The following is a 14620-nucleotide window of genomic DNA, read 5'->3' as shown; positions in this document are numbered from 1 at the left end:
CTAATCTTTTGAAACGCCTGCGAGAAGTGTCCTGGCGGCCCACAGCGTTACATCCTCGGCTTTCCGGTTGTCGAGGCCGCAGACGTCCTTCAGCACCACCAGCGTCTCGATGCCAGTCAGCAGGCTGAGACTGTAGACCAGCCGGTCAAGCTCGGCTTTTGGTACTTTGCCGGCAAGCGGTTGCAAAATCTCGCGCAACCAGATCACACACCTGCCGCCGCGTTTCTCGCCATCCTTGCCGGTGACCGAGTTTGCCAGAAACGTCCGAAACATCATCTCGTTGTTCTCGACCATGGCGAATATCTGGCTGACGAGATCGGCAAGCGCTTCCGGCACCTCCTTGGAACTGCTGGTCAATTTTTCCGTATGCGGCTTTATCGCAGTGGCAATCGCGTCCAGCACCGCCTCACGCAGCAGATCCTCCGGCTTCGAGAAGTAGCGGTAGGCCGTCGCTCGCGAAATGCCGGCATGATCGGCGACTTCGGCGACTGTCGGTTGCAATCCCTGCTCTGCAAGTTCGGATGCGGCCCGCAACAATTCGGCACGCGTCCGCCGCTTCTGATTCACACGTTCAAAACTTTTTTCTTGACTGCTCATTCTCATTTCCTTATGAGACAATAATCTCATTACAAGCCAAATGTATCACGAACAACGAAGGATGTAAAACATGAATGCCCATGCACAAACTCTCAACGCCTCTGCCCAGCTTCCCCAGACAATCCACTTTCTCGGTAGCCTTCTGACATTCCGCGCCCGGGCTCAAGACACCAATGGCAGTTTTTCTGTCATCGAGTGCCTGTCCGCCCCGGGTGCCGGCGCACCACCGCACCACCAGTCGGACGAGGAAGCCTTTCTCGTCACCGAAGGGTCGTTCGAGTTCATGCTCGACGGCGCCGTGAAGATGTGCGGTCCCGGCGAGTTCCTCTATGTCAAGCCGGGCTCGGTGCACGCCTTCCGGAACATGAGCGCGGCACCCTCGAAAATGCTGATCTTCAACCTGCCGGGCGGATTGCATGAAGGTTTCTTCCTCGCCGCCGGCGACGTGGTTGCGTCCGGCCAGACCGAATTTCCGCCGATGAGCCCACCTGACGTGCCCTTCCTGGTGACCACCGCGGCGCGTTTCGGCATCGAGATCCTGCCGCCGCCGGGCGGCTGAGCCCACTGCATGGCCGCCGGGCGCATCTGTCCGGCGCCTCTTCTCAAACGATTTTACAAGGGATCAGACCCATGCGCGGTCTCGCATTTTACTGTCTTCTCTCCGCCGCGATCTATGCGTTTATCGGCATGGGCCTCGGCATCTTCATGGCCGCCTCGCATGATCACACGATGTCGACGGTGCACGCCCACCTCAATCTGCTCGGCTGGGTGTCGATGGCGCTTTTCGGCCTTTATTACCACGCCGTGCCACAAGCGGTGAACCGGCTGGCCATTGCCCATGCGGCTGTCGCGACCATCGGTCTGTGGCTGTTGATCCCCGGCATCGCCATGGTCTATCTCGGCATGAACGAGGGTATCGCCATCGCCGGTTCGCTGGCTACGATCTCCGCTATGGCGCTGTTTGCATTGATCGTCGTGCGGAATCGGACGGTTCAGGAGATCGGTTGAAACGGATCGAGCATGCGCACGCCGAATTGGCCGAAATCCCTGGTGTTTCGGGTGACGACGATCATGTTGTGATGAAGAGCGGTCGCCGCGATGAGCGCGTCGACAACAAGAACCGGATTGGCGCGTTCCACAATCGTGCCCCATATCCGAAAAACATCGGGACCCGGCTCGATCCATTGCGAGCGCGAGACGATCTCGTCCAGCCAGGCAGACAGGTCCGACGCCTTCTCGATATTGTCCTTTCGACTACGCTCTATGCCAATCTGAATTTCACCCGCTACGATAGAGGGCAGAAATATGCTGTCGTCCGACACTGAGGCAAACCAGGCACGCACTGCTCCGTGAGGACGGGGGCGTCGCATCTCCGAAATGATGTTGGTATCCAGAAGGTACATGAGTGACCTACTCGAAATCCGGAATATCGCGCAATTTCCATTGCTTGCGATCGGGCAATTCCAGATCGAACCTGGGCTCGGGCGCCAGCAGCAAATCCTTCAGTGTCGGCCTTGCGCGCTTCTGCAGGTTTTCCCATTCCTTCAGAGGCACCAGCACAGCCTTGGGCTCGCCGCGCTTGGACACCATCTGCGGCCCTTCGGCAAGGCAGGTTTCCAGGAGTTCGCTGAAATGGGCTTTGGCATCCTGGACGGGCCACTGGCGCATGATCGTGCCTCGTAAACTGACTAGTCAGCAAACTAGTCAGTTTACTCCATTCTGTCAAGGAGAGCTGCGGTTTGCACCCTACTTCGCCGCCTGCTCGTCCAGCGATTTGATCTCCATCGCCGCCGCGGCTCGCGCTTTTGCCTCCGTCCCAGCCGGGCCACTGGCCTTGGCATAGGCGATCACCGCCGCCATCGTCTGCTCGTCGCAGCCATCCGAACCGATAGCATCGATGCGGGCCTTCTTGGCCGCGGCCAGCACGGCCTCGCAGGCCTCAGGTGCGAAGATGAATTGCTTCATCACACCACCCAGCGTCAGAGGATCCTGCAGGTGTTCGTCATCGCGAATAGCGTCAAGCACTGCCTTGCCAAATGCGCCGGATTTGCCATCCTGGGCGATCTGGGTGGTGTTGAAGATGAATTCAAATTCCGCCTTGTCCATGCCTTCCGGTCGCTTGACCAGAATATCCAAGCCGTAGCGGCTGATTTCTTCCGGGCTGGTGGCTTTGCGAACCACACGCCCCTGATGGTAGTTGCGGACCAGCACCCAGCGCGCGGCCAGGTCACCGTAGCGGGCAAGGACATTGATCTTCTTCAGCGCCGCAATCTTCTGCTTGTCGCTCTTGGCGGTCTTCGCCTCCTCGAAGGCACGGTCACGGACACGATCGACGATTTCCATGGCCACAACGTCCTTGCCGTCAGCTGCCGCCTGCTTGGCCTTTACGGGAGCGGCTTGCGCCACCTCGGAACCCATCGGGCCGTTCGCATAAACCCAATCGGTGAGCGCCGTGCGCGCTTCGGGACCGAAGAAACCTTGCGGCTCGCCCTTGTAGAAACCTTGCTGCTTGAGCCTTCGCTCGATCGCGGCACGGATTTCATCAGGCAAGGCCTTGCCAATACCGACAAGTGTCTTTTCCTCAAGCCCCGCCGGAGCTTCGCGAAACGCATCCATCACCGCGCCGGCCACAGCATCGGTGCCCGCTTCGGAAGCGCGTCCCATGAACAGGCCGGAAAACTCCATCTCCGCCAGGCTGTCGCTCGCAATCCCCATGCCGTCGAACTTGCGGTCGACGCCGTTGTTGTAGAGCGCAAAGCGCTCGGTGATGCCTTCCTTGAGCGTCAGAAGTCTGTCGAACGTATCGAAGGTGAACGCGCCGGCGAGCTTCTTCCTCGCCTCGAGCGAGCCCATGAGCAGCACGACGCCATGCGCGTGTCCTTTCACGTGGGTCCTTCTGTGTGCCCAGTCCGTCGTCATAGGCATCGCCGAGCAAGACCAGCGCCTCGACATTGCCGAGATTCGCCGCCTCCACCAGCATCTTGGTCGCCACCTGGTCATCCTGCGGATAAAGTACACCGCGCCGCAGGAATTTCGCCGAAAGCAGGTAGGCGTCTGCTTCCTTCTTGGCGATACCTTCCTCCACCAGCCGTTTGAGGTCGCTGTCGCTCAGCCCACCCTCCTGCCGCAAGGGTTGATAGCTGGTGGAATCGAGGTGCAGATATTGCGAACCGGCATAGAGCCAGAGCGCCTGTCGATCATTGGCCTCTGCTAGCGGCTGCAGCAGCGCACGAGCGCCGGCCACATCGGTGAACTGCGAATTGTCGGACAGCTTCAGCCGCGCCAGCGCCAGTGCTGCGCCGGGCTCTCCCGCTTCTGCACCATCGGACAATCTTTCGACAACCGCCTCGGGACCGTCGAGACGTGGCCGGTAATCGAGAAGCAAGCCTGCAAGCTGGATATAAGCATCGAGATCATGGCTGCTGTAGAGCGCCTGCATCGCCTCCTGCGGCTGCCGGCCGACAGTCTTGCCGTCCAGCAACAGTTCGGCCAGTACCTTGCGGGCGTCGGGGACGTATTTCATTTTCTCGTCGCGCAGCATTCCCAGCGCCCGCTTGGGGTCAGCTGGACCGCCTTCACCCCGGGCAACCATGTCAGCCAAGGTCGCCACGGCATATCTGTCGACAAACGTGTTTCCGGGCTTCTCCAGCAATTCGCGTGCCTTCGCGACACTCTTTCGAGTGCCCTTTCCTTCCCGCAGCGCCTTGGCATAGGCCAACACCGTGAACGTCATCTCGCCACGCGATTTCTGCGCTTCGGCTTCGACGGTGCGAAATGCCGCCTTCACTTCCTGCGGCCTGAAGCCGTCGGGCCTTTCCAGGATCGTCATCGCGATCGACAGCTGCATGCCTGCCTTGGTTTGCCGCTCCCACTCCGTCTCGGTCAAGCCCTGCGGGGGAGCACTTTCGATGCGCCTTCCCATCTTGACTGCCATCGCAGCATCACGACGGAAAATCGGGCCAATGCGATATTGCCACATCAGTTCCGTCATCGCCGGCAAGTGGCCCTGCTCCGCCGAAGCCCTGAGGTACTTTATGGCGTCCTGCCGTTCCACCCGGAAGGAGACCCCCTCGGTGCTCTTGCGGTGGTTGCTGTACAGGCTGAACATGAGATATTGCGCCTCGGCGCTACCGCCATCGGCAAACAGCTTGAGTTGCGGAATCGTCCAGTCGATGCCCGCCTCATTCAGCGCCACGGTCACCCTCAGCCATTGCAATTGCAGCCGTTTCTGGCCGGGCGCGCCGGCCCAGGCCTCCTGGCATTTCGCCTGCAGGGGTTTTAGCTTCTTCATGTCGAAATCCAGCGGGAACAACTCCTGGAACTGGACCGGCGGTGCCTTGGCAGTCGGGTCGAGCGGCACGGCCGCGCCCTTGTCACAAGCAGCGATTGCTTCCGCCGGCCGCTTGGCCTTGGCTTCAGCCTCTGCCTTCGCCCTGGCGTCGGCATCCGCGCGTTTCTGGGCATCCGTGTCTGACGCAGCAGCAAAGGCCGCATCGCTGTGAAATGCTGCTGTCGCCGGCAGAATTGCCAGGCTCGAGAGAAGAAGAATGCGCATGGACTGAAGCATCAGCGTTTCCCCTTGAGGTCATCAGGTCATGAAGGGCGCATTTGGCGCGCCGTCACCGCGGCGGGCTTCAAGATATCATGACGTGTCGCAGCCGGCACGCCGCTTTGCCATCGAAGTGCAGGACCAGTTTATGCCGATCTGTGCTAGGGCAATTCACGAGGGATAACGGCGGGAAGGCCGGGATTATTCGCCGCAACGGCCACAAGACCAGTTCAGGCTTTGAATCTTGTCCAAGTGTGCTATCTTACGACAGGCTTATCGATCGAGAAAAGTAAGAATGATGTCTACGGCAAAGCTCTCCTCCAAGTTCCAGATCTCGATACCGAAAGACGTGCGCGAACAGCAAAACTGGCGTGCCGGACAGGAATTCGTCTTCATTCCGAAAGGCACAGGCATGCTCGTGATGCCGGTGCCGGCACTGCAGGATCTCAAGGGCCTCGCGAAGGGGGCGGAGACGTCAAACTACCGCGACCGGAGCGATCGCCTCTGATGCGTGTCATCGACAGTTCCGCTTGGATCGAATGGCTCGTCGATAGCCCAACCGGCCAGAGCCTGGAGGATCAAATTCCGGATGCGGAGGCTTGTATCGTCCCGACCATTGTCCAGCTGGAACTTTCGAAATGGCTCTTTCGGGAAAAAGGCGAAGACGTAGCGGACCGCTTCATCGCCTTCACGATGAAATGCAATATCATTCCGCTGGATACCGTCATCGCCCTTCTCGCCGCGGATTGCACCCGGAAGTTCAAACTCTCGACAGCAGATGCTATCATCTACGCCACCGCGCTGCATGCAGATGCGGATCTGCTGACCTGCGATGCACATTTTGAAGGCCTTGAGCAGGTGTTATTTATTGACAAATCCAGATGAACCCACATCTCGAAATTTCAGGAGGATGCAATGGCGGAACAATCGCAAAAGACAATGTTTGCCTTTGAAGCCGCACAGCCGGGCGTGGTGACCGGCGCGCCCAACATGCTGTTGAGGATCGAAGGATTGGCCGTTTTCATAGGCGCCACCTATGCCTATAGCCAACAGGATTTGAGCTGGTGGCTCTATGCTCTTCTGCTGCTTGCCCCCGATCTGGCGATGCTCGGCTATCTCGGCGGAACACGGCTCGGCGCCGCCTGCTACAATGCAGCCCATACCTATGTCGTCCCGCTCATGCTTGCGGCCATCGGGATTGTTATGAACAGCCCGGTTGCGATTGGCAGCCAGCTTGCGATTGGCATTGCAGCGATCTGGGCCGCCCATATCGGGCTCGACCGCCTGCTTGGCTACGGACTAAAATATGCCGATGCATTCAAGCACTCGCATTTAAGTGCAAGCGCGGAAAAATAGACCTGCAATTTGCTGCGGCGATATGAAAAAACCGGGGAAGTTGCCCTCCCCGGTTTCGAATTTCGCCGTCAACCGAAATGGCTTAGTTGACCGACTTGTCGACCAGCTTGTTCTTGCCGATCCAGGGCATCATGCCGCGCAGCTTGGCGCCGACTTCTTCGATCTGGTGGCTGTCGTTCATGCGGCGGATGCCCTTGAAGCGGGCAGCGCCCGAACGGTATTCCTGCATCCAATCCGAGGTGAACTTGCCGGTTTGAATATCATGCAGGACGCGCTTCATTTCAGCCTTGGTTTCAGCCGTGATGATGCGCGGACCGGAGACGTATTCGCCCCACTCTGCCGTGTTGGAGATCGAGTAGTTCATGTTGGCGATGCCGCCTTCATAGATCAAGTCGACGATCAGCTTCACTTCGTGCAGGCATTCGAAATAGGCCATTTCAGGCGCATAGCCGCCTTCGACCAGTGTTTCGAAACCGGCGCGGATGAGCTCGACGAGACCGCCGCAGAGAACGACCTGTTCACCGAAAAGGTCGGTTTCGCACTCTTCCTTGAAGTTGGTTTCGATGATGCCCGAACGGCCGCCGCCAACGCCACAAGCGTAGGACAGAGCAAGTTCAAGCGCATTGCCTGAAGCGTTCTTGTCGACCGCAACCAGGCACGGCACGCCGCCGCCCTTCTGGTATTCGCCGCGAACGGTGTGGCCCGGGCCCTTCGGCGCGATCATGACGACGTCGAGCGTCGACTTCGGCTCGATGAGGCCGAAATGAACATTGAGGCCGTGGGCGAAAGCAATCGCCGCGCCGTCACGGATGTTCGGGGCGATCTCGGCCTTGTAGATGTCAGCCTGAAGTTCGTCCGGAGTTGCCATCATCAAGAGGTCGCCCCACTTGGCGGCATCGGCGACGGTCATGACCTTGAAGCCATCGGCCTCGGCCTTCTTGATGGTCGGCGAACCGGCCTTGAGCGCGATCACGACGTTGGCAGCGCCGGAATCCTTGAGGTTCAGCGCATGGGCACGGCCCTGCGAGCCATAGCCGACGATGACGACGTTCTTGGACTTGATGAGGTTGAGATCGGCATCACGATCGTAATAGACGCGCATTTGAATGTCCTTCCCTTTGCTTGTCTTGTTTAGAAATGCGGGCTTGTCTTGTCAGAAACGAGGACCGGCCCGAATGAAATCCCGGCGGGTTCTTATCCCGCCTGCCTGGTCCCGTAAAGGCGCAGGAAGGCCGAAACCGACCTCTTCGCCCGCGGGCCAAAATCCTTCGCGCGTTCGGCCATATCCTCGCCCAGCAGCATGCGCACATGCCAGTCCTTGACGATCAATCCGTAGAGCGTCTCATAGGCTTCCCCGGCATCGTCGAAGTCGAGCAGACCTGCCCGCTTGGCTGATATCAGCAGGCTAGCGGCGCGGCGGCCGATCTGCTTGCGGCCGCGCTCCAGCAGCATCTCGCCAAGCATCGAGCCATCGCGGCTCGACTGGCCGATCGCCAGCCGATTGAGCGCCAGCGAGACATCCCCCGAAAGCACTTCGAGCAGCGCAATGGCGAATTCATCGAGCAGCCGCTCTAGCGTATCACGCGTCAAGGCCCCGGACGAGACTTCACCGGTACGGACCTTCGACGCCTGATAGGCAATCATCGCCTCCATCAACCCATCGCGATCGCCGAACCACTTGTAGAGGCTCTCCTTGGAGCAATTGGCGGCCCTCGCCACGCCGGCCGTCGTCAAAGCCTTCTCGCCGCCCGACACCAGCAGGCGCAACGCCTCTTCCAGAACGGCGTTCTGGCGGGGCGAGAAATGATCCGGACCTTGGCTGTCAGCAGTGTTCAACATCGCAAAACCTATACGTACCGTACGGTACGGTTCGCGATGTTTATGCGCCGGTTTTTTGAGGAGGTCAAGCCAACTTCACGAAAAAAGGACGATGACTATTGAAGACTCGTCAATCGGCATCGTTCAGCCACGAGCGGATATCCGCAACGGACCTGAACAGCAGTGACGGATCTTCCTTGGACGGGATGAACCCGTTGGACTGCCAGTAATGCTCCGCGCCCCGATCGATCGCGCGGACGATCACCGCGCGCCCTCCGATTGCATCGGCACCAGTGATGGCTCGATGCAGCGCGTCACGCAACAAGGAGCTGCCGATGCCCCGGCCGGCAAAGATTGAATCAACGGCAAACTGTCCGAGCAGGATCGCAGGGATAGGATCGGGGTGACGCCCGGTTCTTACTCCGCGCGATAGCCGGGATGGGACAACGGCGGTGGGTGCGACACCGTAAAATCCGACAACCCTTTTGCCCTCAGTGACAACGATAACGCGCGAGAACCCTTTGCCTTGATTGGAGAGCGCGTGAGATTTCAGCCAATCATTCAGAGCAGGCTTGCCACAATCGAACGCCGAACAATCGTGTTCTTCATTGAGAAGTTCGGGCAGTGAAATCATCAGCTGGATGTAGATTGAGTGGAGCCCGCATCCCACGGAGGTCTGCGGCTGAGCCGTTCCCTCAATTTGTCCGGAACAGACACCACAGGACGATCGATCGCAATACAAAACTGTTCGAAAGCATCGGGCGAAACCCGCACGAGGGTCTCATTCATAAGCGCCATTTGCGCCTCATGCAGCGCCGCACGGCGCATGAATTCGGTTCGCGAAAGTCCATTCAGCGCCGCACCGCGATCGATCAGGTCGAGATCGTCCTCGCGAAGTCGCATCGAAACGCCGACATCACGTTTTAGAGTGACTTCATTCATTTGCGCCTCCAAAAGCGTATTGCATTCCTATATACATCCGTATGGAAGAGAATTCCAGCTTCCGGCCATCACTTTCACGATCTGCTTGAAAAGAGTCCCACAAAGTCAAGTCGGCGGCTACTCCACCCTATGCGCCTTCACCCAATCCACGAACGCCCTCAGCGGCCCCGGCATATGTCGCCGGCTGGGATAATAGAGATACGGCCCCGAAAACGGCTGCTGCCAATCGGCCAACACCTCCACCAACGCACCGCTTTCCAGATCGGACGCGAGCGTATCGCGGAATGTTGCAATGATACCGAGCCCGCCGAGGGCGGCTGCCAGTTCCATCTGCAGATTGTTGGCGATCAATGGGCCTGTGGCCGGATTGATCCGCACCGTCTCGCCGTCGCGTTCGAATTCCCAATTGTTCAAGCGCCCGCTCTCGAAGCGGTGACGAATGCAGGCATGCTTGAGCAGGTCGTGCGGATGCTTCGGCACGCCATGCGCGGCCAGATAGGCCGGTGATGCCGCGACGGCAAAACTCTGCTGGCGCGGCCCGATCGGCACAGCGATCATGTCGAGTTCCAAACTCTCGTCGTAGCGGATGCCCGCGTCAAAACCCTCGGCAAACACATCGATGAAACTGTCCCTGCCCTCTACCTCCATGGAAATGCCCGGATTGGCTGCGAGAAACGGGATGGCGATGTCAGGAAGAATGTGGAGCGCAACGATGGTCGGCACATTGAGCCGTAACCGCCCCGCCGGGCTCGCATCCGAACTCCTGACCTGGTCGAGAGCTCCCGATATCTCGCTTAGCATCGGCGCCACTCTTTCCAGCAAGCGCTGTCCGGCTTCCGTCGGGGTCACGCTACGGGTGGTGCGGTTGAGTAACCTAGAGTCAAGCCGTGCCTCCAGTCGCCGCACCGCCTCGCTGAGCGACGATGCCGAAACCGCCCGCAAGGACGCCGCCTTGCGAAAGCTCCTGACCTCGGCCACAGCGGCGAAAGCTTCAAGGTCGGCCAGTGGCAGAGAGTTCATTGTGCATTTTTCCGTACGGGTCGTTCATCAATGAGCGGATTATCGCACAGACTGATACGCGGTAAAAGCACCCATCCCGTTGAGTCAAGCGACGCCTTGAAGGAGTACCACCATGAAATACGTTACGTTAGGCAAATCTGGCCCCGAGGTCTCTGCATTCGGACTGGGCTGCATGGGCATGTCGGGTGTGTATGGCCCGTCCGACCGCGCAGAAAGCATCGCCACCATCCATGCCGCGATGGAAGCCGGCGTCACCCTGCTCGATACCGGCGACTTCTACGGCATGGGCCACAACGAAATGCTGATCGCCGAAGCGCTGAAGGGCAAGGATCGTGACAAGGTCCAGCTCAGCGTCAAGTTCGGCGCCCAGCGTGATCCTTCGGCTGGCTGGATCGGCTTTGACGCACGCCCGGCGGCCCTCAAGACCGCGCTGGCTTACACGCTCACCCGCCTCGGCGTCGACTATATCGATATCTACCGGCCGGCACGCCTCGACCCGAATGTGCCGATCGAGGAGACGATCGGCGCGATCGCCGACATGGTCAAGGCCGGTTACGTCAGGCATATCGGCGTATCCGAACTCGGCGCGGAATCGCTTCGCAAGGCGGCATCGGTGCATCCGATCGTTGACCTGCAGATCGAATACTCGCTGATGTCGCGTGGCATCGAGGATGAAATCCTTGCCACCTGCCGCGAATTGAGCATCTCGATCACTGCCTATGGCGTTCTCTCGCGCGGCCTGTTGAGCGGCAACTGGAGCAAGGACAGCGCAACAAGCAAGGGCGATTTCCGCGCGCAGAGCCCGCGCTTCCAGGGCGACAATGCCGAAAAGAACATGGCGCTGGCAGCGGCCCTGCAGAAGGTCGCAGCGGAGAAAGGCATGACTGCCTCGCAAGCCGCCATCGCCTGGGTTGCGGCTCAGGGCGACGATATCGTGCCGTTGGTCGGCGCCCGCAAACGCAGCCAGCTGACGGAATCGCTCGGCGCACTCGCTCATACGCTGACTGCAGCCGATCTCGCCACGCTGGAAGCCGCGGTCCCCACTGAAGCCGTCGCCGGCAGCCGCTATGCGGAAGCACAGATGGCGCATCTCGACAGCGAACGGAAGTCCGCCTGAACCACGAAGGCCCGACAACATGCCGGGCCTTTCTACGCCTCGGCCTGCGGGGCTTCCTTCTGGGTGATCAGCCGGGCGCTGTGCTGGCCGCTGATATAGATCCAGAACCAGCTCCAGGCGACGGCGAAACGCGAGCGCGTGCCGATCAGAAAATAGATGTGGGCGATGCCCCAGAACCACCAGGCCAGCCATCCCTTGAGTTTGATCCGGCCGAAATCGACGATGGCTGCACTTTTGCCGATCGTCGCAAGGCTGCCCTGATGCCGATAGCGGAACGGCTCGACGGCTGGCCTACCCGCGAGACGCGCGCGGATCACCTTTGCCACGTAGCCACCTTGCTGCTTGGCCGCAGGCGCGATGCCGGGCACGGGGGCGCCGCTTTGCTGGATCACCGAAGCCGTGTCGCCTATCACGAAGACATCCGGAAACCCGGGCACGGTCAGATCCTTCTCTACGATCGCGCGCCCTGCCCTGTCAGCCGGAATATCGAGCCACTTGGCGGCCGCTGACGCCTGCACACCAGCGGCCCAGACGATCGTTCGGCTCGGAATGAACACATCGCCGATCATCACGCCCTCGGCAGTGCAGTCCGTCACCCGGGCACCGACATGCACTTCGACCCCGATCTTTTCGAGCGCTACCTGCGCATAAGTAGAAAGCTCCGGGGCAAAGGTTGCCAGCACCCGGTCACCTGCCTCGACCAGCACCACCTTGGCCTTGCGTGTATCGATGTTGCGGAATTCCTTCGGCAGCGTGTAATGCGCAAGTTCGGCGATGATGCCCGCAAGCTCGACGCCGGTCGGTCCGGCACCGACGATGGTGAATGTGAGCAGCGCATCCCGCGCCGCCGGATCGGTTTCCAGCTCAGCCCGCTCGAAGGCCAGCAGCACACGTCGCCTGATTGTGGTGGCATCCTCAAGCGTTTTCAGTCCGGGCGCGACCGGCGCCCATTCTTCGTGCCCGAAGTAGGCGTGGGTGACCCCGGTCGCCAGCACCAATGTGTCATAGCCGATGCTGACACCGTCATCCAGGCTGATCGTCTTTGCCACCTTGTCGACGCCGGTGACCTCGGCCAGCAGCGTCGTCACGTCAGGCCTGTCGCGATAGAGCTGGCGGATCGGCCAGGCGATCTCGGATGTGGCGAGGATGGTTGTCGCCACCTGATAGAGCAAGGGCTGGAAAAGGTGATGGTTGCGCCGGTCGATCAGCGTGATGCGAACGCCCGCACCCTTCAGGCCATTGGCCAGCTGCAACCCGCCAAATCCACCACCAACGATGACGACATGGTGCTCGCTCATGAACCAACCCTTTGTTTTCGCTTCTGCTGGATGGTTTCATTTCTCCTGGGCACAATCAATTGCCGTTTTGGCATGGCTGCCGTGATGCGGGACGCACTTGAAACTAAATGGCGTAGCCGGTCGGGATCGCGCCACCTTCCTTCAGGGCATCCATCGAGATCGACGCCGAGACATCGAACAACTCGACCTGCCGGATGATCTGCTTGTAGATCACATCATAGTGCTCGACACGCGGCAGCACGATCTTGAGAATATAGTCGTAAACACCCGTCAGCCGGTGGGCCTCGACAATCTCGGGAATATCGGCGATCGCCTTGCGGAAAGCGTCGAGCCAATCGTCGGAGTGTTTCGAGGTCTTGATCAGTGCGAAGAGAGTGGTGGGCACACCCATCTTCATACGATCGAGGGTCGCCCTGCGGCCTGTTATGTAACCCTCGTTCTCCAGGCGCAGTATCCGTCGCGAACAGGCCGAAACCGACAGGCTGACGGCATCGGCTAGTTCAGTCACTGCAATCGCCGCATCGGCTTGCATGAGAGTGAGGATTTTTCGGTCTCGGTCATCCAGCATTTCGTCTCCCTTCGACGCAGCATCGCAAATTTCAGGCGCCGATGCCCTAGGTGGCGCGCAAAACTTGCAGACGATCACAACGATACGCAAATCTTTGCAAAAAATCGCCATCGAATTCATGCCATTCTGGGTCAAATCGTAAATAGCAAACTGGCAGGACAGAGATGAAGACTATCGGATTGATCGGCGGCATGAGCTTTGAGAGCACCTCCGTCTACTACACGACACTGAACGAACTGGCCCGCGCCCGCTTCGGCGGATTGGCCTCGGCCGAAATCCTGCTGCATTCCGTCAATTTCGCTGATATCGTTGCCATGCAGAAAGCCGGCCGCTGGGCCGATGCCGCCGACCGGCTCGCCTGCATCGCCAAAAATCTTGAGGCGGCGGGCGCCGATTGCGTGCTGATCTGCACCAACACCATGCACAAGGTCGCGAGCGAGGTGCAAGCCGCCATCGGCGTGCCGCTTATCAACATCATCGATGAGACCGCTACCGCCCTGCAAGCCGCGGGCCGGAAGCGGCCGGTGCTGCTCGCCACGCGCTACACGATGGAAGATGGCTTCTATCATCGCGGCATGGAGATGGCCGGCATTGATGTGATGGTGCCGGAAGAGCCTGGCCGCACCCGCACGCACGACATTATCTTCAAAGAACTGTGTGCGGGCAAGGTTCTGGATTCGTCACGCCAGGAATTGCTCGCCATCATCGAGCAGGCGAAAGCCGCGGGCGCCGACAGCGTCATCCTTGGCTGCACCGAAATTTGCCTCAGCCTGGATCCTGCTAACCTGCCGCTGCCGGGCTTTGACTCCACGTCAATTCACTGTGACGCAGCAGCGCGCTTTGCATTCTCCGACCAAACGGCATTGGAAACCGAAAGGAAGTATGCATAATCCAGCCGCTTTGCGGTGGAGATTATGCCTATGAAGATACTTGCGATTCTGGTTTATCTGAGCGCGTCCACCACCACGATAACGCCACCTGCGGACGCGACCCCGCCGGTGGTGCAAACGCCGCCCGCAGCGGTGGAAGAGAAGCATTGCGGATGGCTGGTAAATCCCGCCTTTAGAAACTGGTGGCTGTCGGACCAGGACGGGAAATGGATCATCAGCGAACCGGACGGCTATGAAGCCGAGGGCATGGACGCCATGCCCGACTTTACCGCCGGCGAATATAATTCGACGTCCAGCTACGGCAACTATGGCTATGCATGCGCCTGCGTACTCGGCAAGGCAGATGAGGACAGCCACCAGTTCCTGAGCGTCAAGGGCGTAAAAATGAATACGCTTGCCGAATGCGAAGCCGACATGAACCTGCCTCTCCCGCCAGACAACACCGACCAATAACGGGAAAAATCC

At 59.6% G+C, this 14620-nt stretch carries 20 protein-coding genes; 8 read left to right on the top strand and 12 right to left on the bottom strand.

Annotated elements, in window-relative coordinates:
* Entirely contained in the window at positions 1–597 is a 597-nt protein-coding gene (locus ACXHRN_RS07440) for a TetR/AcrR family transcriptional regulator (protein WP_488640690.1), read from the bottom strand.
* A 70-nt stretch (positions 598–667) separates the two neighbouring features.
* Here ACXHRN_RS07440 and ACXHRN_RS07435 point away from each other — a divergent pair, with 70 nt between their 5' ends.
* On the top strand, positions 668–1156 hold the full coding sequence (locus ACXHRN_RS07435; RefSeq protein ID WP_488640689.1) for a cupin domain-containing protein: 489 nt from the start codon (positions 668–670) through the stop codon (positions 1154–1156).
* Between the two features lie 71 nt (positions 1157–1227).
* Positions 1228–1605: a hypothetical protein gene (locus ACXHRN_RS07430; protein ID WP_488640688.1), complete on the top strand. Its 378-nt coding sequence runs from the start codon at positions 1228–1230 to the stop codon at positions 1603–1605.
* On the opposite strand, the gene ACXHRN_RS07425 is transcribed toward ACXHRN_RS07430, so the two are convergent.
* From ACXHRN_RS07425 to ACXHRN_RS07410, 4 genes are all read right to left on the bottom strand, one after another.
* Positions 1590–2000, bottom strand: a complete 411-nt coding sequence (locus tag ACXHRN_RS07425; RefSeq protein ID WP_488640687.1) for a PIN domain-containing protein — start codon at positions 1998–2000, stop codon at positions 1590–1592. The two genes, ACXHRN_RS07430 and ACXHRN_RS07425, sit on opposite strands and share 16 nt — an antisense overlap.
* A gap of 7 nt (positions 2001–2007) precedes the next feature.
* Positions 2008–2265, bottom strand: coding sequence for a type II toxin-antitoxin system Phd/YefM family antitoxin (locus tag ACXHRN_RS07420; protein ID WP_488640686.1), 258 nt, complete (start codon positions 2263–2265; stop codon positions 2008–2010).
* A 78-nt stretch (positions 2266–2343) separates the two neighbouring features.
* Entirely contained in the window at positions 2344–3261 is a 918-nt protein-coding gene (locus ACXHRN_RS07415) for a hypothetical protein (RefSeq protein WP_488640685.1), read from the bottom strand.
* The gene (locus tag ACXHRN_RS07410; RefSeq protein ID WP_488640684.1) at positions 3179–5164 is read right to left on the bottom strand and encodes an SEL1-like repeat protein; all 1986 of its coding nucleotides are present in this window, start codon (positions 5162–5164) and stop codon (positions 3179–3181) included. Before ACXHRN_RS07410 ends, ACXHRN_RS07415 begins: the two co-directional genes overlap by 83 nt.
* 280 nt (positions 5165–5444) lie before the next feature.
* Here ACXHRN_RS07410 and ACXHRN_RS07405 point away from each other — a divergent pair, with 280 nt between their 5' ends.
* Genes ACXHRN_RS07405 through ACXHRN_RS07395 form a run of 3 tightly spaced genes read left to right on the top strand, consistent with a single transcriptional unit; the run spans position 5445 to position 6502 of the window.
* On the top strand, positions 5445–5654 hold the full coding sequence (locus ACXHRN_RS07405; RefSeq protein WP_488641854.1) for an AbrB/MazE/SpoVT family DNA-binding domain-containing protein: 210 nt from the start codon (positions 5445–5447) through the stop codon (positions 5652–5654).
* A complete protein-coding gene (locus ACXHRN_RS07400; RefSeq protein WP_488640683.1) occupies positions 5654–6031 on the top strand; it encodes a PIN domain-containing protein in 378 nt (125 codons plus the stop codon). The genes ACXHRN_RS07405 and ACXHRN_RS07400 overlap by 1 nt, the downstream gene beginning before the upstream one ends.
* A 30-nt stretch (positions 6032–6061) precedes the next feature.
* Positions 6062–6502 (top strand): DUF4260 family protein, encoded by a 441-nt coding sequence (locus ACXHRN_RS07395; RefSeq protein ID WP_488640682.1) that lies wholly within the window; start codon positions 6062–6064, stop codon positions 6500–6502.
* Positions 6503–6584: 82 nt separating this feature from the next.
* Here ACXHRN_RS07395 and ilvC read toward each other — a convergent pair whose 3' ends face one another.
* The 5 genes from ilvC to ACXHRN_RS07370 all read right to left on the bottom strand — a co-directional run bounded on the left by ilvC (position 6585) and on the right by ACXHRN_RS07370 (position 10282).
* Positions 6585–7604, bottom strand: coding sequence for a ketol-acid reductoisomerase (ilvC, locus tag ACXHRN_RS07390; protein ID WP_488640681.1), 1020 nt, complete (start codon positions 7602–7604; stop codon positions 6585–6587).
* Between the two features lie 92 nt (positions 7605–7696).
* On the bottom strand, positions 7697–8341 hold the full coding sequence (locus tag ACXHRN_RS07385; protein WP_488640680.1) for a TetR/AcrR family transcriptional regulator C-terminal domain-containing protein: 645 nt from the start codon (positions 8339–8341) through the stop codon (positions 7697–7699).
* 109 nt (positions 8342–8450) lie between these two features.
* On the bottom strand, positions 8451–8954 hold the full coding sequence (locus tag ACXHRN_RS07380) for a GNAT family N-acetyltransferase (RefSeq protein WP_488640679.1): 504 nt from the start codon (positions 8952–8954) through the stop codon (positions 8451–8453).
* Positions 8954–9262, bottom strand: a complete 309-nt coding sequence (locus ACXHRN_RS07375; protein ID WP_488640678.1) for a type II toxin-antitoxin system TacA family antitoxin — start codon at positions 9260–9262, stop codon at positions 8954–8956. Before ACXHRN_RS07375 ends, ACXHRN_RS07380 begins: the two co-directional genes overlap by 1 nt.
* Positions 9263–9379: 117 nt before the next feature.
* Positions 9380–10282, bottom strand: coding sequence for a LysR family transcriptional regulator (locus tag ACXHRN_RS07370; RefSeq protein ID WP_488640677.1), 903 nt, complete (start codon positions 10280–10282; stop codon positions 9380–9382).
* A gap of 112 nt (positions 10283–10394) precedes the next feature.
* Here ACXHRN_RS07370 and ACXHRN_RS07365 point away from each other — a divergent pair, with 112 nt between their 5' ends.
* The gene (locus ACXHRN_RS07365) at positions 10395–11399 is read left to right on the top strand and encodes an aldo/keto reductase (protein ID WP_488640676.1); all 1005 of its coding nucleotides are present in this window, start codon (positions 10395–10397) and stop codon (positions 11397–11399) included.
* Between the two features lie 32 nt (positions 11400–11431).
* Here the strand turns inward: ACXHRN_RS07365 and ACXHRN_RS07360 are convergent, their stop codons facing one another.
* Both ACXHRN_RS07360 and ACXHRN_RS07355 read right to left on the bottom strand, forming a co-directional pair.
* Positions 11432–12697 carry an NAD(P)/FAD-dependent oxidoreductase gene (locus tag ACXHRN_RS07360; protein WP_488640675.1) on the bottom strand — a complete coding sequence of 422 codons (1266 nt, stop codon included), beginning with the start codon at positions 12695–12697 and terminating at the stop codon, positions 11432–11434.
* 103 nt (positions 12698–12800) lie between these two features.
* Positions 12801–13265, bottom strand: coding sequence for an Lrp/AsnC family transcriptional regulator (locus ACXHRN_RS07355; protein ID WP_488640674.1), 465 nt, complete (start codon positions 13263–13265; stop codon positions 12801–12803).
* A 164-nt stretch (positions 13266–13429) separates the two neighbouring features.
* Between ACXHRN_RS07355 and ACXHRN_RS07350 the strand changes: the two genes are divergently transcribed.
* Positions 13430–14155 (top strand): aspartate/glutamate racemase family protein, encoded by a 726-nt coding sequence (locus tag ACXHRN_RS07350; protein ID WP_488640673.1) that lies wholly within the window; start codon positions 13430–13432, stop codon positions 14153–14155.
* A 30-nt stretch (positions 14156–14185) separates the two neighbouring features.
* The gene (locus ACXHRN_RS07345; RefSeq protein WP_488640672.1) at positions 14186–14608 is read left to right on the top strand and encodes a DUF4087 domain-containing protein; all 423 of its coding nucleotides are present in this window, start codon (positions 14186–14188) and stop codon (positions 14606–14608) included.
* Positions 14609–14620 lie beyond the last annotated feature (12 nt).

Source organism: Shinella sp. OV683, from assembly GCF_057787725.1.
Note: the sequence above shows the minus strand (reverse complement) of the source record. Positions and strands in the feature narration are given on the sequence as shown.